Source organism: Paraburkholderia gardini (genome assembly GCF_907164575.1).
Lineage (GTDB): Bacteria > Pseudomonadota > Gammaproteobacteria > Burkholderiales > Burkholderiaceae > Paraburkholderia > Paraburkholderia gardini.
The window spans coordinates 1-17,495 of record NZ_CAJQYY010000022.1 but is presented as its reverse complement, the minus strand read 5'-3'; the positions used below and the strand labels follow the sequence as shown (position 1 = coordinate 17,495).

Below are 17,495 nucleotides of genomic sequence, written 5' to 3'. Positions count from 1 at the left end.
GAGATCGCCATGTATCCGCTTCCCGTCGAAAAATGGAAACCGGCCAACCGGGTGCTGTACAAGATGTCGCTGCCGCTCGCGCTCATCATCTGGCTGCTGCCGATGATCGCGGTACTCGTCACGTCGGTGCGCTCGACCGACGAACTTTCGCGCGGCAACTACTGGGGCTGGCCCGAACACATCACGCTGATCGCGAACTATCGCGAGGCGTTGACGGCCTCGCCGATGCTGCATTACTTCTGGAACAGCGTGCTGATTACCGTGCCCTCGGTGGTGGGCTCGATCACGCTGGCCGCGATGGCCGGATTCGCGCTTGCCGTGTACCGTTTTCGCGGCAACATGCTGCTGTTCGGCACGTTCGTGGCAGGCAATTTCGTGCCGATCCAGATCCTGATGATTCCGGTGCGCGATCTGTCGTTGCAACTGGGTCTCTTCAATACGGTCAGCGCACTGATCCTCTTTCACATCGCGTTTCAGACCGGATTTTGCGCACTGTTTCTGCGTAACTTCATCAAGCAGTTGCCGTTCGAACTCGTGGAAGCAGCGCGGATCGAAGGGGCCGGCGAGTGGACGGTATTCTTTCGCATCGTGCTGCCGCTGATCCGTCCGGCGCTTGCGGCGCTTGGCATCCTCGTTTTCACGTTCGTCTGGAACGACTATTTCTGGGCACTGTGCCTGACGCAAGGCGACGAGGCTGCACCGATCACCGTCGGCGTCGCCGCGCTCAAGGGGCAGTGGACGACCGCGTGGAATCTCGTGTCGGCCGGCTCGATCCTGGCGGCGCTGCCTTCGGTGGCGATGTTCTTTGCAATGCAACGGCAGTTCGTCGCCGGACTGACGTTTGGCGCGACCAAGGGTTGATACCGGCCTGCTAAAGCCGCGCAAGGAAGCCGGCTAAAGGGCGGCTTCCACCGCCGGCTTGAGAAACAGTTCATGCACCGGCGCGAAATGCGCGTACAGCGGCAGAATGGCGCCGCCCATCGCGCGCGCGTCGGCACCGATCGCGCCTTCCAGCAGTTGTGGGCGCACCATGCCTTCCCACTCGAAACGATCGAGCACGCGCTCGGTGCGGCGGATGATCTCGCGCAGCAGTTGCCGGTCGAGTTCACCATCGATCACTACTGCTTCGAGATCGAGCAACGCCGAAGCATTCGTGAGCGCAGTGGCGATGGCGGGGCACGCGGTATCGAGCCACTGTTCGGTCAAACGCCACAGTTCGGGGCCCAACGCGCGATGATCGTGCGCGGCCGCGGGCGGCGCGCCAGCGTCCGCGAAAATCCGTTCAAGCACGAAGCCCGATGCCGCGTGCAAAAGCTGTCGCGCGGGTTTTGTGCCGCTGCGCGCAAGCGGAATCGAGCCGACCGCACCTGCGTTGCCGTGTGGGCCGCCATGCAGTCGTCCGTCGATCACGAGGCCGCCGCCAATAAACGTGCCGACGAACAGATACAGGAAATTGTGAATGCCGCGCCCCTGGCCCATCACGAGTTCCGCCGCGCACGCAGCGGTCGTGTCCTTGGCGAACTCGACCGGCAATCCGGTCATCGTCTCGATACGCGCACGGATGTCGATCTCGTTCCATGCTTCGAGCGCCTCGGGCGGCGCACCCAGAAAATCGCGCCAGCCGCCGAGCCACAACGGCGCTGCAACCCCTACACCCACGACCTTTTTCGCGCGTGCGCCGAGCACCGCGTTGGTACGCGCGAGTCTCGCTTCGAGCGCGGGAAACAGCATCGCGGGATCGGGGTAGGTGTACTCGAACACATCGCGGCTACAGACGTTGCCCACGAAATCCATCGCCAGCACATCGAGGCTGCGCCGGCCGACCTTGATGCCGATCGTGAACGCGCCGTCCGCGCGCAACGCGATCGGCACCGACGGTTGCCCGATGCGGCCGCGTACGCGCGGCTGCCTCGCGAGCAGGCCGTCGTCGATCAGACGGTCGACGATCATCGATACCGTCTGCATCGACAGACGCGTGAGCCGTCCCACGTCGGCTTTCGGCAACGGACCGTGCAGCCGTATCGCCTGCAGCACGATCCGTTCGTTGAACTGCCGCATGCCGACCTGGTTCGAACCGACCGGGTGCCTGAGTGGCGAATGCGGGGCGTTATCCATCATCACGCGCCGGCGGTAAGAGTCACTATCATGCGATAGCCTTGACGTCAGCTTCCTTTGCTCCTGTCATGATCGCAACGGCTTCCGACATATGAATGTCCGCGCGATTCACGAGTGCGGCGCGTCGTCCAAGCCGCTGGATATGGATGCGGTCCGCGACTTCGAACACGTGCGGCATGTTGTGGCTGATCAGAATGACAGGCAGGCCGCGATCGCGCACGCGCCGGATCAGTTCGAGCACCATGTTGCCCTCCTTGACGCCGAGTGCCGCGGTCGGTTCATCGAGAATCACGACGTGTCGCGCAAACGCCGCGCTGCGCGCCACGGCTACGCCCTGACGCTGCCCACCGGACAATGTTTCAACGGCCTGACGCATCGAACGAATGCCGATCTGCAATCCTTTCATATGAGCGGTCGCTTCTTCCAGCATGCGGCGCTTGTCGATCATCTTGAGGATCGACCCACGCCAGCCGGGTTTGACGAGTTCGCGTGCGAGGAAAAGATTTTCGGCAATGCTCATCGCCGGGGCGACGGCCAGGTCCTGGTAGACCGTTTCGATGCCGTGCGCACGTGCGTCGAGCGGGCTGCGAAATTTGACAGGCGCACCATCGAGGAACAATTCGCCTTCGTCGGGCACGGTAGCGCCGGAAAGCGCCTTGATCAGCGATGACTTTCCGGCGCCGTTATCGCCGATGACAGCGAGAATCTCGCCGGGCAGCACTTCGAAATCGCAACCGTCGAGCGCGGTCACCGAGCCGTAGCGCTTGATCAGTCCGCGCGCCTCCAGAACCGGTGTGACGGAAGCAGCAGTTTGGGGTGTCGACATGGCAGGCTCCTGATCGCGTTAGCGGCGATGTGACAGTTTGTCGGCAGCAACGGCGAGAATGACGAGAATCCCCGTTATCAGCACCTGATACACCGACGAGACGCCGATCAGCGTGAGGCCGTTGCGAAACACGCCGACAATCAGCGCGCCCAGCAGCGTTCCGACCACGGACCCGCGCCCCCCGAACAGACTCGTTCCGCCGAGCACGACCGCCGTGATGCTGTCGAGGTTTTCTGTCTGCCCGGCTTGCGGATCGCCCACACCGGTACGCGATACCGAAAGCAGCGCGGCGATGCCGTAAAACACACCTGCGATCGTATACACCGTGATCAGGATGCGTTGCGACTTCAGGCCCATCAGGCGCGCGGCTTCCGCGTTATTGCCGAGCGCATAGAGATGCCGTCCCGGCACCGTATCGCGAAGCACGAACCACGTCGCCAGATACATCAGCAAGGTCAGCACGGTGCCGTAGGTGACTTCTGCTGGTCCGATACGGAACGTGTTACCGAAGAACATGATCGCGTTGGGCAGATTCGTGACGCTCTCCGCGTTCGAATAAAGTTGCGTCAGGGCGAATGCGATGTTCAGCGTGCCGAGTGTCACGATGAAGGCGGGCAGTTTGATACGCGTGATCAACAGGCCGTTGAGCAGGCCGAACAGCGCGCTTGCGCCAATGCCGCAGATAATCGCAAGGACCGGTGGTACGCCGAGCACGACGGCGAATTTGGTCATCACGATCGAGCCGAACGCCATCACCATCCCGCACGACAGGTCGATGCCGCTGGTGAGCACGATCAACGTCTGGCCGATCGCGATGACGGCGACGACCATCGTCTGCTGAAGAATCAGCGAGAGGTTCTGGAACGACAGGAAACGGTTGCTCTGCGAGATGAAGAAAGCGCATGCGAGCAGCAGTGCCAGCAATGGGCCGATTTCAGCGAGAGACGGCAGATGATCGCCGAAACGGCGGGCGCCGGAGGCCGACGGAGTAGACATGATGTGTTCCTCGATGCGATCGCGTGATGGGTGGCACGCGCGACTTCGCCGGGACCCGCGGGCGCGGGTCCCACCAATGCATGAACGTTGCGTTCGCCTGCTACGTGGCGTCAGGGCGTGTTACTTGCCCCAGCAATTCTCAAGACCGAACTTCGAGTCCTTGCTTTCGACGCCAGGCATCGCCTTGTCGGTGATGAGCGTGACGCCGGTGTCGTGATAACCGGTGGCCTTCTTGCCCGTCTTCACATAGTCGACGCCCGCGCTCACGCCAAGCGCGGCCATCTTGAGCGGATACTGCTGGGAGGTCGCGGCGATCGCGCCGTCTTTCACGTTACGCACGCCTTCACAGCCGCCGTCGATCGAGACGATCATCACGCCCTTTTCCTTGCCTGCTGCCTTGAGCGCGCGATATGCGCCAGCCGCGGCCGGTTCGTTGATCGTGTAGACCACGTTGATGTCAGGCGCTTTCTGCAGGCAGTTTTCCATCGCCGTCTGGCCCTTGGCCTGATCCCCGCGCGTGTCCTGGCTGCAGACGATGGAAGGGTCGCCTTCCTTGATGCCCATGCCCTGAATAAAGCCGTTATGGCGAAGAACACCGACCGACACGCCAGGCGCCAGGTCGAGCGTCGCGATCTTCGCGGGCTTGCCGGCAAGCGCAGCTTTGGCGTACTCGCCGATAAGCACACCCGCCTTGAAGTTGTCGGTGGCGAAGAGGGCGTCCGTTGCACTCTGCGGCTCGGTCGGTGTGTCGAGCGCAATCACGAGTGCGCCGGCCGCCCGTGCCTTCCTGATGCTCGGCACAATCGCCTTCGTGTCGCTTGGCGTGATCAGAATCGCCTTGGCACCCGCCGTCAGCATGTTTTCGATCGCGGTCACCTGGCTTGCGTTATCGCCGTCGAACTTGCCCGCGGCCGTAAGCAGTTTCGCCCCGTCTTTCTGCGCCTGGGCTTCGGCGCCCTCGCGCATCTTCACGAAGAAGGGGTTGGTGTCGGTTTTGGTGATCAGCCCGATAACAGGCTGGTCGGCAGCGTGGGCCACGCCTGCGCACCATATGGCGCTGGCAGCGACGCACATCGATACGACACGCTTCACGACGGGATGCTTGCTGGAATTCATGGATCGCTCCTCCGGGTTATTGGCAACGACGTTTCGACTTCAAGGTCGATTCAATGACATGCGGGACGCTGTGCGCGTCTCCTTGCTGGTTGATTCGCTGTCTCGCCTTTGCGTAGCCGCACGGAGAGACTAAATCAATTGCCTTTATTTAGTACAGCAGGTGGGTGGTGAAGTGTCAATGAAGATTGTCGTGAGCGTGCGCACAAGACTGGCGTACGTACAGGCGGTGCTGTGCATAAGCAGCAAGGCCTGAAGTGACTTGTGCAATGCAATATTAAAAGAGGCTGACGCGGGTAAATCCCTGGGTGGAATGCAGCCGGGGAGACGGCCAGGTTGCAGGCGGTGCGCGTCGCGTCATCGGCTGTGTACTGCCTGAACCGTTCGCACTGCAAGGGGTTCCGGTCGCAAGCTGGGCAACGACTTACCAGGGTGGAAAACCTATGATTTGCGACCGGCTCTCTTTTTTTGATCGTAGATCAAAGCTCCAGTTTCGACCGGGATGAACGGCGCGTGAAAATGGCCGGTCAGAAAGTCGATGAATGCCCGGGCGCGTGCTGTCTGGTTTCGCTGGCTGGGATAGTAGACAAACAGGTCGGCCGACGGCAGTACTGTATCCGGCAAAACCAGTTTGAGCCGCCCACTCTGGACGTATTTCGCCAGATCCCATTCGGAGCGGATCAATATCCCATGCCCGTCGAGCGCCCACCGCAGCACGATATCGCCATCATTGCTTGAGAGCGCGCCCTTAACTTTCAACGCTTCGGTGTGATCCCCCTGCATGTACTTCCACACGCCATAGGCGTCATCGTTTTGTCGATGAATGATGCACCGGTGTCGAACGAGATCTTCTATCCGCTCCGGTGTCCCAGATCGCTCGAGGTATTTCGGGGAGGCGCAAAGAAAACGGCGATTGCTCATGATGCGCCTGGCACTAAGCCGGCTGTCGGGAAGCGTCCCAAAACGGATCGCCATATCGAACCCTTCCTCAACCAGATCGATGGGCCGGTCCGTTACTTCAAACTGGATCTCGACATTAGGAAAGCGCTTCGCGAATTCAGACACTAGCGGTGCGATGGTGGTGCGCCCAAAGCCGAGGGTCGCATTGACGCGTAACAGGCCGTGGGGATCGGACGTGGCCCCGGAGATCTCATCTTCCATCTGCCGGACTTGCCCGACGATCTGCATCGCGTAGCGCAAGTAGGTCTCGCCTTCTGGAGTCAGGCTGACACTCCGCGTCGTCCTGTTAACGAGCCGGGCCCCCAGCTTTTGTTCCATCAGACCGAGGCGTTTTGTCGCCGCCGGTGGCGTGAGATCGAGTGCCCGTGCCGCTCCCGACAAGCTTTTAAGCCTCGCAAGGAGGATGAAAAATTCGAAATCGGAAGCTGAGCCGGTTGTCACCTCAGTTGTTCACCTAAAGTAAAAAATGAAATGAATTCAGGTGAATTTTAATCCTTTGCTTCGCGGATAAGCTAGTTTCCATTGCAACTCGACGCATGCAATACGTGCAAAAAATTCAGGAGACACCGCTGTGAGAATCGTTGAAATCCGCGAAAAAACCGTTCCAATCAGTTCCCCGATCCGGAATGCTTACATTGACTTCAGCAAGATGACGCTGAGCCTCGTCGCCGTGGTGACGGATGTCATCCGGGATGGAAAGCCGGTTGTGGGTTATGGCTTCAACTCTAACGGCCGCTACGGCCAGGGCAAGCTGATGCGTGAGCGTTTTATTCCGCGCATCCTCGAAGCCGACCCCACCACGCTCGTCAACGATGCCGGCGACAACCTCGATCCGCACAAAATCTGGGCGACCATGTTCACGAACGAGAAGCCAGGCGGCCACGGCGAGCGTTCGGTAGCGATCGGTACGATCGACATGGCGATCTGGGATGCGGTGGCAAAGATCGAAGGCAAGCCGCTGTTCCAGCTGCTCGCGGATCGCTATGGCAATGGTCAGCCCGACCGCAGGATTTTCGTGTACGCGGCGGGCGGCTACTACTACCCCGGCCAGGATCACGGCAAGCTCAAGGACGAGATGCGCAGCTATATCGACCGCGGCTACACGGTCGTGAAGAAGAAGATCGGCGGTGCTTCGCTCGACGAAGATCTGCGCCGTATCGACTCGATCCTGAGCGTGCTCGGCGACGGGCAAAAACTTGCTGTCGATGCCAACGGTCGCTTCGATCTCGACACGGCGATCCAGTACGCGAAGGCACTCTCGCAATACGACCTGTTCTGGTACGAAGAGCCGGGCGATCCACTCGACTTCGAACTGCAGGCGACGCTGCGCAACTACTACGACAAGCCGATGGCGACCGGCGAGGACCTGTTCTCGATGCAGGATGCCCGCAACCTGATTCGCTATGGCGGCATGCGTCCGGATCGCGACTGGCTGCAATTCGACTGTGCACTGAGCTATGGCCTCGTTGAGTATCTGCGCACGCTCGACATGCTGCATCAGCACGGCTGGTCGCCGAGCCGCTGCATTCCGCACGGCGGACACCAGATGTCGTTGAACATCGCGGCCGGCCTTGGCCTGGGCGGCAACGAATCCTATCCGGATCTGTTCCAGCCTTATGGCGGCTTCCCCGACGGTGTGAAGGTGGAAAACGGCTTCATCACCATGCCCGATCTTCCCGGCATCGGCTTCGAAGGAAAGGCCGATCTTTTCGCCGAGATGCAAAAGCTGTCCGCATAAGCCGTCGACCGGCAAAACCGCCGACAAAAAGCGTCGGCGTAGCGTTCATAAAACAGACAAAAGGAACGCAGGCGAAATCGGTCCGTGCTCACCGCAGCGGTAGATCACGTTGCGGTTGCCCGACCTGATTTTCATAAAAAGATGCCACGCATAGGAGACAGTCATGCGGGTTTCAAAGATCAGAAAATCTCTTTCCAGACTCTATGTACAGGTTCTGATTGGTATTGTTGCCGGCATTCTCGTCGGCCATTTCTACCCTGACATCGGTTCTCAACTTAAGCCACTCGGCGACCTGTTCATCAAACTGATCCGGATGCTGCTTGCCCCGATCATTTTCGCATCCGTTGTCGTCGGTATTGCCCGCATGAACGATCTTCATGAGGCCGGTCGCGTTGGCGTCAAGGCGATCGTTTACTTCGAAATTGCATCAACGATTGCGCTCGCCGCCGGCCTTGTCATCGTGAATGTCATCAAGCCAGGCAGTGGCATGAACGTCGATCCCGCACAAATCGACAGTTCGTCCATTTCCAGCTACACCCACGCGGCACAGCAGCACGGCATGCTTGAGTTCTTCATGAGTATCGTTCCGAACAGCATTGTCGGAGCGTTTGCGAATGGAAATATCCTGCCCATCATCTTCTTTTCGGTTCTGCTCGCAATCTCGCTTGCGAAGCTGGGGCCCCGCACTGCGCCTTTCGTCGACATGCTCGACATGTTCCTTCAGGGCATGTTTGGCGTGGTGCGGATCGTGATGTATGTCGCGCCGATCGGTGCCTTTGGCGGCATGGCGTTCACCATCGCGAAGTACGGAATTGGCACGTTGGCGTCGTTCGGCGAATTGATGGTGTGTCTTTACCTGACCTCGATTTTCTTCGTGGTCGTCGTGCTTGGCCTGGTGCTGCGGATGAGCGGACTGTCGCTGTGGAAGTATCTCCGTTACATCAAGGATGAAATCTTCATTACCCTCGGTACGGCTTCGACTGAAGCGGTGCTCCCACAGATGCTGATCAAGATGGAGAAGCTGGGGTGTTCACGGCCCGTAGTCGGGATGGTGTTGCCGACGGGCTATACCTTCAATGCCGATGGTACGGCGATCTACCTGACCATGGCCTCCATGTTCATTGCGCAAGCGATGAATATTCACCTGACGATCTGGGACCAGTTGCTGCTTCTCAGCGTGCTCCTGCTGACATCCAAAGGGTCCGCGGGTGTGGCCGGGGCCGGCTTCGTGGCGCTGGCTGCCACGCTGGCCTCGATGCACAAAATCCCTGTTTCGGGACTGGTGCTGCTGCTCGGCGTTGACCGGTTCCTTAACGAGGCCCGTGCAGTCACGAACCTGATCGGCAACGGCGTGGCAACCATTGTGGTAGCGCGATGGGAGGGCGCGATCGACATGAGCAAGGCCCGCGCAATGCTCGACCGTATCGACACGAGCATTGACGCGCTGGAGTTTGCCGACGAGGCACGTGCAGAGCGGGTGCCTCCGAAAGACGCCATTATCCGGCCTCGTACGCATTGAATCGTCCAGTCAGCCCTGGCGCCGGTTGCAGCCTTCGCAGGGAAGTCAATTCAACGATCGCGCCGGATGGCGACGCCTGCAAACACAACCAGGCCGGGCGAACGTTGCGTTGCCCTGGTTGTGCATTGCCGCAAAACGTAGCCGCCGGCACGGCTTTCGCACAACCCCGAACTCAATGCGGTCTATCATGGTAGAAGCAGCATTCATCAGCGCAGGAGCAAACCATGTCCTCCGATCCGTCCGCTGAGTCGACTGACAAGCCTCTCGACCCCACGCAACCCTCATCCGGGACGACCCGCAAGACCGGCTCACCGGGATCGTCAAATCCCGCGAAAGACGATCTTCCCGACGCCGACGCGGCAGAGCCGGTCCCTCACGAGCATCTTCCAGTCCGGAGCGACGATAACTGATTTAACGTCACGGACGTCGTCCGCATTGATTCACGCGACATGCCCGGAAGATGATTACACGCGCTTTTCCGCCGACGCCGCGATGTCGAGGAACGGTCGCAGGTCAATCGAAGCATGTTCCGGTTCGAACCGGACGGGAGCAGATCATGCAGAACGTGCTGGCAGGTTATGACGGGTCGCCATCCGCGCGACATGCTGTTACTTTTGCGGTCGATCTCGCGAAGCGCTTTGACGCACATCTGCATGTCCTCGTCGTGGCGCGCGCGCCGGATTGGGGCGCGATAGAGCTGGAAAAAAAGGCAATGATCGATTTTGAGTTGCGCCATGCCGGCGAGGTTCTCGACGACATCAAGGCGAAGCTCGCCTCTGATGGCGAACATCCCGAGTTTGATCTCATAGTCGGGCAGCCCGCGAAAGAGATCGTGCTGTACGCGGAGCGTCACGATATCGATCATCTTGTCGTCGGGCATCGCGGTCATACGCCGTTCGATCGCTGGCTGATCGGTTCAGTCGCCCGCCAGGTTCTCGCCTATGCACCGTGTCCCGTCACGATCGTGCGCGACCCGGCGATGGTTAAAAAGAGCCACGCGAAGACCGGGCAACAGTCGACGGACGAAGCACCGTTTGCCTGAACGCAGGCGCCGGGCCGGATCACCTGTCGCCCGGCGCAATTGCTCGACGACAGCGGATAACTGGGCACGCAACTGCAGGCGCCCGGCCCGGTGATTACCGAAAAGGCAGCCGCGCAACGCGGATCGCGCCCGGCTGGGTTCAGAATGGCACCCGCTGACGACATATTTTGAGAACCAGCTGCCGAAACCAGCGATGAACAGGGTCATTCTCTAAACGAGGATGCCACATTTGTGAAACCGTAAAACCATCAGTCGCCACAGGAAGCTCAAAAGAGTAAACGGATGCGGCGTGCTGGGTGTTCATAAAAGATGCAGGCAGGAGCGCCACCAGATCGGACGCTCGAGCCACCGCCAACGCGGCCGGAAAACCTGGCACGATCGCTACGGTCGTTCGTTCCAACCCTTCCAGAGCAATCGCAGCGTCAAGAGAATCGATTATCTGGCGACCGTGCGGAGTGGCGACATGACCAGACGCTGCGTATTGCCCGATCGTCACTTCCTGTGTCATTTCGAGGGGATGCCCCTTTCTGACAACGCCCAGGTAGCGGTCTCGAAACAATGCCTGGACGCGTATTTCAGGTCCCATTTCCTCCAGCACACCAATCTCAAGATCGGCGGAACCGTTTCGCAGATACTCCGGATTCTTCTCCGGTTTGGACGAGAAGTGCAAACGCACAAGCGGCGCAAGTGCAGTCACTTCAGCAATCAGTGGTGCACCGAAGGCTTCCACGAAAGCTTCATTGGCACGAATCTTAAGCGTTCTCCGCAGCGTTGAAAAATCTGGCACCGCCATCGACGGACGGAGCAGGGAACGCGCGTCGTGAACAATATTTTGTGTTCGCTCACGAATCTCATCGGCATACGGCGTCAGCACCATATGGCGCCCGGCCCGGACCAATAATGGATCGCCGGTTACAGCACGAAGGCGGGCAAGCGTGCGACTCATTGCCGAGGCACTTAAATGCAACGACCGGGCAGCGCGCGTCACGTTTTTCTCGGTGAGCAATGCATCGAGCGCGAAAAGAAGATTGAGGTCCGGTTCAGGCATTTCCTGATCGCAGTAAGTGGAGGCGGGATATGGCGTCTGATGCATATATTAGTTGCATTCAGCGCCGCTTCCGCCATCCCTTGCATACCGCTATATTGGCTTGCACGATTTACTTAAGAGGATCGCTCCCGTTACTTTCAGGTTCGGAAGCGGCTTCATCTACCGGGGATGCCCATGCAAAGCACACTTTCGCGGAAAACCGTTCTCCTTGTCGGCGCCTCTCGTGGCCTTGGATTTGCGATGGTTGAGGAGTATCTGAAGCGCGGCTACCAGGTCATCGCCACCGGGCGCGCTGCCTCTACGGAAAAGCTTCAGCATGTTGCAGAAGCCTCCGCTGGCGCGCTCGAAGTCGAAACTGTCGATATCACGATTCCAGAGCAGATCGCAGCTCTGCGCACCCGTCTTGCAGATCGACGTATCGATGTGCTTTTTGTGAACGCAGGGGTCGTGAACGACGATCGCGAAACGATAGCGGACGTCTCGACCGGGGAATTTGTACGGGTGATGGTAACGAACTCGCTGAGTCCGATGAGAGTCATTGAGGCGTTTCAAGACCTTGTCCCGCCGACTGGAACGATCGGTGTGATGTCTTCGGGGCAGGGCAGTATCACCAATGCCACTAACGCGAATTATGAAGTCTACAGAGGGAGCAAGGCCGCACTCAATATGTTTATGCGCACCTTCGCGGCACGCAGCGCCGGGTATCCGCGGAGCCTTCTGATCATGGCGCCTGGATGGGTCCAGACAGACATGGGTGGTCCCGCGGCGCGCCTGACGATCGAGGAAAGCATTCCGAGCCTGGTCAATACGATCGAGGCTTATGAAGGGCGCTCCGGCTTGCATTACCTTGACTATCTCGGGAGGACCGTTCCCTGGTGACGGGCCATATAACGGAAATATTTGTCTGATGGCTTATGGTCCGACGCGCTGCCCGGCGCCGGATCGATGCACCTGCTTCCTACAGCAGCATGCCAATAGCGAGACGATTGAAAGCATTCATCAGCGCGATGGCCAATGTCAGATCCGAGATTTCCGCATCGGAGAAGAGTGCCTTAAGCGGGGCATAGCATTCGTCGGGAGCCCCTTGTCCGGAGACGTGCGTCAACGTTTCTGCCCATGCGAGCGCGGCGCGTTCCCGAGCGTCGAACAGTTCGCTGACACGCCAGCCCGCGAGCTGGTCGAGCTTGCGTTGCGTGACACCGGAATCACGGAGCGTCGACGAATGTTTGCCCAGACAGAATGCGCAACCATTGATCTGCGAGATGCGCAGATAGATCAATTCGACCATTGGCAGACCGAGGCTACTGTCGGAAAGCGCTTTGCTTGTCGCCAGAAGACCTTGATAAGCGGCCGGAGATAGCGTGGTAAACGGAAGGCGAAGTTGGCTCATGATCAGACTCTGAAATCGTGGAAAAAGTGGAACAGAGGTAAAGGAAGAAACTTACACCGACGAAACCAGCGCGCTCGACATTGGCTCGATACCGGCAAAGAGTGGCGTTTGTGATAACTGCTCGTGCGCGCTGGCAAATGCTGCTGCCACCGCTCCTTCGCCTCCGACCAACCCCTGCAGATAAATGAAGTGGCAGTCACTGATGCCGATTGTCCGCAATGCAAGTCTCAGGTAATCGGACAGGCAATCAGGTTGTCGCGCCTGCGGTCCACGGTGAAATCCGCCTGAACTGACGATGATGTAAGTGGGACGATCGGCTAGCAGGCCGACTTTTCCGTCGGGCCCTGGGGAAAAAGAGCGTCCAATCCGGAGCACGTGATCGATCCACAACTTGAGCGTTGCCGGCAGCGTGAAGTTATGCATCGGCGTTGCGATCAGCAGGTGGCTGCTGCGCTCCAGCTCGGCAATCAAGTGTTCCGATTGCCGGAAAGCGGGATCATCGAGCGGAGTGTGTTTTGTGAGCGCCGCCCCGTATGCAGCACTTAGCGGCGGCAGCGGGTTTGCCGCGAGGTCACGTCGATTCACGCTAGCCGCCGGATGCTTTTTGCTAAAGCTTTCGAGCAGCGCGTCGGCAAAACGGTACGCGATAGAAGTGCGTTGATTCGGACTCGCACTTAAAAATAAAAAATCATTCATGCTGTCCCTCCTGCAGTTGCGTCCAACGCCTGGACAAAATGCATGCCGCGCGCCAGCAAGCCTTGACGGAAGTAGAAGCGCTGTGCCAATGCCATATGGAGGCCGGTATCGAGGACGAGATGCTGACATCCCAGGCGAATCGCTTCGTTGCGCACCGCTGCGATCAGGGTTGCACCGAGACCGTGTTGACGTTCACCTGCGTCGATTACCAGATCGTCGACATAGACAAAGCGGCCATATAGCAGGTTTTCCATCGCGCGATAACCGGCCAGCCCCACAATTCGCGCGCCCATATATGCACCGAGCAGCCGATATCCGTGCATGTGCTGACGCGCGAGCTGTTCGCTAAACGCTATCGGGTCGGTCAAATGAGGGCGTAGCTCGCGCATCAGCGCGAAGCCTTCCCGCTGCAGCACAGGGTTGTCCAGTTCCCGAAGTTCCGTGGCCGGTGCCATCGCTATACCTCTTCATTCGTTATCGTCGACGTACTTTAAGCGATCGATGTCATACACTACAGAGCCAAGAAATGTAAATTCGAGTGGGACATGACTCTGCCATTTAGCCCCATCAATGCCGCTACCGACAGTCCGCTGTATCGCCAGATCTATCTGCGCATTCGCCAATCCATTGCGGATGGGGTGTTGCGGCCGGGAGACCGCGTGCCGTCGGTGCGGGGACTGGCATCAGAATTGAATCTGGCACGCGGTACTGTCGAATCGGCTTATCAGCTCTTGATCGACGAGGGCTATCTGATTGCACGCGGGCCAGCGGGTACGGTGGTGTCACCGCAGATCAGGTTGCCTGAGCCGGCCGGGCAGGCCATCGTGGTGCCAGAAACCGTGCCGTCGCTAACGCATACCGGCTTGATGCCGTTGCCGCTGGAGATGGGCCTTCCCGCGCTGGATGTTTTTCCAGGCAAGGTCTGGAACCGCCTGGCAGCGAGTGAGATGCGCCAAAGCGGTCTGTACGATCTGATTTATCCCGATCCCCAGGGTTATCCGCCGCTACGCGCGGCCATTGCCGGGTATTTAGGCGTTTCGCGTGGCGTTGCCTGCTCACCGGATCAGGTTTTTATTTGTGCCGGATATCGCGCCAGTCTGGGTCTGATCTGCCATAGCGTGCTGCGCCATGGAGACACATGCTGGTTTGAAGATCCCGGCTATCTCATCGCGCGGCGCTTCCTGAACCAGGCGGGGATGAAATTGCAGCCGGTTCCAGTCGATCAGGACGGTCTGGATGTCGAGGCCGGTATAAAAATGGCCGCGAATGCACGTTTTGCAGTGGTCACCCCCAGTCACCAAAGTCCGTTGGGCGTGTCGTTATCCCTTCCACGCAGACACGCGTTGCTGGACTGGGCGAGAGCCGGCGACCGCTGGATTATTGAAGACGATTACGACGGTGAATTCCGGTATCGCGGGCGACCCCTGCCCGCTTTAAAAAGTCTTGATACCGCCGGGTCAGGAAGCGTGCTGTACACGGGCACCTTTAGCAAGGTGCTCGCGCCGGGGCTGCGTCTATCGTATCTGGTCGTGCCACAAGAGCAGGTCGTCCGATTCGCCGAAACCGCCGGTCGAATGCAGAATCAGTGTCCGCGTTTGCTACAGGCAACCCTGGCCAGGTTCATCGAAGAGGGCTATTTTGCGAGGCATATCCGCAAAATGCGGAGCATCTACGCGGAGCGTCGCGCGGCGCTCGCGGATGCGCTGTCCGCCGCCTTGGAACCGCGCGTGCAACTTCATCTGCAAGCCGGTGGCATGCATCTTCTTGCGATGCTCGAAAACGGCTCGGATGATGGTGCGATTGCGATGCGTGCGCGAAGCCTTGGACTGTCGATACAGGCGTTGTCGACCTGGTACGCCGAAGCAACATCAAGACGAGGACTGTTGATTGGATTCACCAATATCACGTCTACCCAGGAGGCGAGCGCATTGTCTCGAACCCTCGCTAGTGCTTTCCGGCCAGGAGCGTAGATGAGGCGGCGCGCTGTGATCCCGACACCGAAGATGTGCTATCTCATTCTGAACAGTTCGCGGGAGAGGAACGCATGGACCGCATGACGGCGATGGAAACGTTCGTTACGGTGGTGGACGCGGGTTCCTTTTCCGCCGCCGCTCGCCAGTTGAAGTTGGGCCAGCCGGCGATCTCCAAGTCGATTGCGCAACTGGAAGCGCATCTCGGCGCGCGGCTCCTGCTCCGCTCAACGCGAGGCCTGACGCCGACAGATGCGGGTCAGCGATTCTACGAGCACGCCCGCCGTGCGATCGATGAGGCGGATCAGGCCGAACAGGTGGTACGCGAATCGTCGGACGGGCTCTCGGGACGATTGCGGATCAGTGCGGCAGTCACATTCGCGCGGCTGCATGTTTTGCCCGCGCTCAAGACCTTCCTCGACCAGCATCCGAATCTGAGTATCGACATTATCCTCGACGACCGCTCCATTGATCTGCTGGAACAGGGCGTCGACGTGGCGCTCCGCATGGGCACGCTCGACGACTCGACGATGACCGCGCGACGCATCCTGCGAGGACGGCGTCTGGTTGTCGGAACGCCGCGCTATTTCGAGGAAGCTGGCATTCCGGCGACACCGGCCGAGCTGAGCCGGCACCAGGCGATCGTTTACTCGCGGCGAGGCGGCGGTGAGTCGTGGTCATTCAGCCGCAACGATGGCGTCGAGGTCGCCGTGGCCGTGTCGGGCCGGGTAAGCGTCAGCGCCGCCGAGGGCATGCGCACGGCGGTGCTCGGGCATATGGGTCTCGCCGTGGCGTCGGAATGGATGTTCTCCCCCGAACTCGCCGACGGCACCGTGCAAGCCGTTCTCACCGAGTGGACGCTGCCGCCCATCGACGTCTGGGCAGTCTTCCCGTCCGGCCGCATGGCGACGACGAAGGCGCGCGCCTTCGTCGCTTTCGTCGAGCACCTGTTTGATGGGCAGGGCGGCCGCACTTCGTTAAGCGCCTGAAGTTCAATATCGCGGTACGGACACCCCGGTTCGGAAAAGCGCACTGCGAAGGAATAGAACCTATTCCTCGCCGGTTACTACCGCGCATGCAAACACCAGCGGACGATACGCATCAACCAGTGCATGAACGCATTGGCGCACATGCAGCAGTTCGCTAATCCCTGCACTCGGGCTGTGAGCGGACCCTTCAAAACTCATCATCGAGGTAATCGTGACTCAAGCCCTGAAAGGCAAACTCGCGCTCGTAACCGGCGCTTCTCGTGGTATCGGCGCTTCCATTGCAACCCGTCTCGCGCGGGACGGCGCATCGGTCATCGTCCACTATGCGTCGAATCGGGCACGCGCGGAGGCCGTGATCAAGGCAATCCGCGATGCGGGCGGCGAGGCTGAAGCAGTCGGTGCCGATCTGTCGAAGGCCGAGGGTGTGACGGCGCTGATCGATTCATTGAACGGTGTCTTCGGCGGCAAGTTCGAAGGCCGGCTCGACATCCTCGTCAACAACGCGGGTACCGTCGAATACGGACCGTTCCTCGAGTCGTCGGAGACGTCGTACGACACGCATTTCAACCTGAATGTACGGGCGCCGGTCGAACTGGCGAAGGACGCGGCACAGCGCATGATCAAGGCGAGCTGGGGACGCATCATCAATGTCGGCTCCGCTTTCGGCGAAGCAGCGCCGCTGCCTGGCGTAACCCTGTACATCGCTTCGAAATTCGCCATTCGGGGTTTCACACGTGGTCTTTCGCGCGAGCTCGGGAAGTACGGCGTGACCGTCAATGCTGTTCAGCCCGGCCCGATCGACACCGAACTGGCGCCCCAGCCCGGGACGGAAGACCACGCCACGATGACCAGGCTTGCCAGCGTGGGCCGCTTTGGCAAACCTGAAGAAATCGCCGCGGCGGTAGCGTATCTGGCGAGCCCCGAAGCAGGCTACACAACCGGTGAGAGTCTGACGGTCGATGGTGGGTGGATTGCCTGAAGAAGCCGAAGAGCGGTTTCGCTGGCACGCTGCCAGGCGCTGATTGACTGGCAGAAGCGGCTGCGGTGTGGCAAGCAAACCCCAGCCCGCCCGCGGCGCGGCGAGGGGCCGGAT

Annotated in this window: 17 protein-coding genes; 8 read left to right on the top strand and 9 right to left on the bottom strand. The window is 59.7% G+C overall.

Annotated elements, in window-relative coordinates; translation table 11 throughout:
• Nucleotides 1-9 precede the first annotated feature (9 nt).
• On the top strand, nucleotides 10-861 hold the full coding sequence (locus LPA34_RS18380) for a carbohydrate ABC transporter permease (RefSeq protein ID WP_228980810.1): 852 nt from the start codon (nucleotides 10-12) through the stop codon (nucleotides 859-861).
• A gap of 33 nt (nucleotides 862-894) precedes the next feature.
• On the opposite strand, the gene LPA34_RS18375 is transcribed toward LPA34_RS18380, so the two are convergent.
• The 5 genes from LPA34_RS18375 to LPA34_RS18355 all read right to left on the bottom strand — a co-directional run bounded on the left by LPA34_RS18375 (nucleotide 895) and on the right by LPA34_RS18355 (nucleotide 6,451).
• Nucleotides 895-2,115, bottom strand: coding sequence for an ROK family transcriptional regulator (locus LPA34_RS18375; protein ID WP_407672531.1), 1,221 nt, complete (start codon nucleotides 2,113-2,115; stop codon nucleotides 895-897).
• 28 nt (nucleotides 2,116-2,143) lie between these two features.
• Nucleotides 2,144-2,941, bottom strand: coding sequence for an ATP-binding cassette domain-containing protein (locus tag LPA34_RS18370; RefSeq protein ID WP_228980805.1), 798 nt, complete (start codon nucleotides 2,939-2,941; stop codon nucleotides 2,144-2,146).
• An 18-nt stretch (nucleotides 2,942-2,959) separates the two neighbouring features.
• On the bottom strand, nucleotides 2,960-3,937 hold the full coding sequence (locus tag LPA34_RS18365; protein WP_228980804.1) for an ABC transporter permease: 978 nt from the start codon (nucleotides 3,935-3,937) through the stop codon (nucleotides 2,960-2,962).
• Between the two features lie 120 nt (nucleotides 3,938-4,057).
• Nucleotides 4,058-5,053 carry a sugar ABC transporter substrate-binding protein gene (locus LPA34_RS18360; protein ID WP_228980803.1) on the bottom strand — a complete coding sequence of 332 codons (996 nt, stop codon included), beginning with the start codon at nucleotides 5,051-5,053 and terminating at the stop codon, nucleotides 4,058-4,060.
• 438 nt (nucleotides 5,054-5,491) lie between these two features.
• Nucleotides 5,492-6,451: a LysR family transcriptional regulator gene (locus LPA34_RS18355; protein ID WP_228980801.1), complete on the bottom strand. Its 960-nt coding sequence runs from the start codon at nucleotides 6,449-6,451 to the stop codon at nucleotides 5,492-5,494.
• A 130-nt stretch (nucleotides 6,452-6,581) separates the two neighbouring features.
• On the opposite strand from LPA34_RS18355, the gene LPA34_RS18350 reads away from it, so the two are divergent.
• The 3 genes from LPA34_RS18350 (at nucleotide 6,582) to LPA34_RS18340 (ending at nucleotide 10,309) form a co-directional block, all read left to right on the top strand.
• Entirely contained in the window at nucleotides 6,582-7,748 is a 1,167-nt protein-coding gene (locus LPA34_RS18350) for a mandelate racemase/muconate lactonizing enzyme family protein (RefSeq protein ID WP_228980799.1), read from the top strand.
• A gap of 163 nt (nucleotides 7,749-7,911) precedes the next feature.
• Nucleotides 7,912-9,267: a C4-dicarboxylate transporter DctA gene (gene dctA, locus LPA34_RS18345; RefSeq protein ID WP_228980797.1), complete on the top strand. Its 1,356-nt coding sequence runs from the start codon at nucleotides 7,912-7,914 to the stop codon at nucleotides 9,265-9,267.
• A gap of 556 nt (nucleotides 9,268-9,823) precedes the next feature.
• Nucleotides 9,824-10,309, top strand: a complete 486-nt coding sequence (locus LPA34_RS18340; RefSeq protein ID WP_228980795.1) for a universal stress protein — start codon at nucleotides 9,824-9,826, stop codon at nucleotides 10,307-10,309.
• 139 nt (nucleotides 10,310-10,448) lie between these two features.
• Here the strand turns inward: LPA34_RS18340 and LPA34_RS18335 are convergent, their stop codons facing one another.
• Nucleotides 10,449-11,357 carry a LysR family transcriptional regulator gene (locus tag LPA34_RS18335; protein WP_228980994.1) on the bottom strand — a complete coding sequence of 303 codons (909 nt, stop codon included), beginning with the start codon at nucleotides 11,355-11,357 and terminating at the stop codon, nucleotides 10,449-10,451.
• A 174-nt stretch (nucleotides 11,358-11,531) separates the two neighbouring features.
• On the opposite strand from LPA34_RS18335, the gene LPA34_RS18330 reads away from it, so the two are divergent.
• Nucleotides 11,532-12,236 (top strand): SDR family NAD(P)-dependent oxidoreductase, encoded by a 705-nt coding sequence (locus LPA34_RS18330; protein WP_228980792.1) that lies wholly within the window; start codon nucleotides 11,532-11,534, stop codon nucleotides 12,234-12,236.
• A 79-nt stretch (nucleotides 12,237-12,315) separates the two neighbouring features.
• Here LPA34_RS18330 and LPA34_RS18325 read toward each other — a convergent pair whose 3' ends face one another.
• The 3 genes from LPA34_RS18325 to LPA34_RS18315 are packed head-to-tail and all read right to left on the bottom strand — an operon-like array spanning nucleotide 12,316 to nucleotide 13,898.
• Nucleotides 12,316-12,747 (bottom strand): carboxymuconolactone decarboxylase family protein, encoded by a 432-nt coding sequence (locus LPA34_RS18325; protein ID WP_228980790.1) that lies wholly within the window; start codon nucleotides 12,745-12,747, stop codon nucleotides 12,316-12,318.
• A 51-nt stretch (nucleotides 12,748-12,798) separates the two neighbouring features.
• Nucleotides 12,799-13,443 (bottom strand): FMN-dependent NADH-azoreductase, encoded by a 645-nt coding sequence (locus LPA34_RS18320; protein ID WP_228980788.1) that lies wholly within the window; start codon nucleotides 13,441-13,443, stop codon nucleotides 12,799-12,801.
• Entirely contained in the window at nucleotides 13,440-13,898 is a 459-nt protein-coding gene (locus tag LPA34_RS18315; RefSeq protein WP_228980786.1) for a GNAT family N-acetyltransferase, read from the bottom strand. Before LPA34_RS18315 ends, LPA34_RS18320 begins: the two co-directional genes overlap by 4 nt.
• A gap of 90 nt (nucleotides 13,899-13,988) precedes the next feature.
• On the opposite strand from LPA34_RS18315, the gene pdxR reads away from it, so the two are divergent.
• From pdxR to LPA34_RS18300, 3 genes are all read left to right on the top strand, one after another.
• Nucleotides 13,989-15,413, top strand: coding sequence for a MocR-like pyridoxine biosynthesis transcription factor PdxR (gene pdxR, locus LPA34_RS18310; RefSeq protein ID WP_228980783.1), 1,425 nt, complete (start codon nucleotides 13,989-13,991; stop codon nucleotides 15,411-15,413).
• Nucleotides 15,414-15,487: 74 nt separating this feature from the next.
• On the top strand, nucleotides 15,488-16,402 hold the full coding sequence (locus LPA34_RS18305) for a LysR family transcriptional regulator (protein ID WP_228980781.1): 915 nt from the start codon (nucleotides 15,488-15,490) through the stop codon (nucleotides 16,400-16,402).
• 211 nt (nucleotides 16,403-16,613) lie between these two features.
• On the top strand, nucleotides 16,614-17,381 hold the full coding sequence (locus tag LPA34_RS18300) for an SDR family NAD(P)-dependent oxidoreductase (protein WP_228980779.1): 768 nt from the start codon (nucleotides 16,614-16,616) through the stop codon (nucleotides 17,379-17,381).
• The last annotated feature ends 114 nt before the right edge of the window (nucleotides 17,382-17,495 follow it).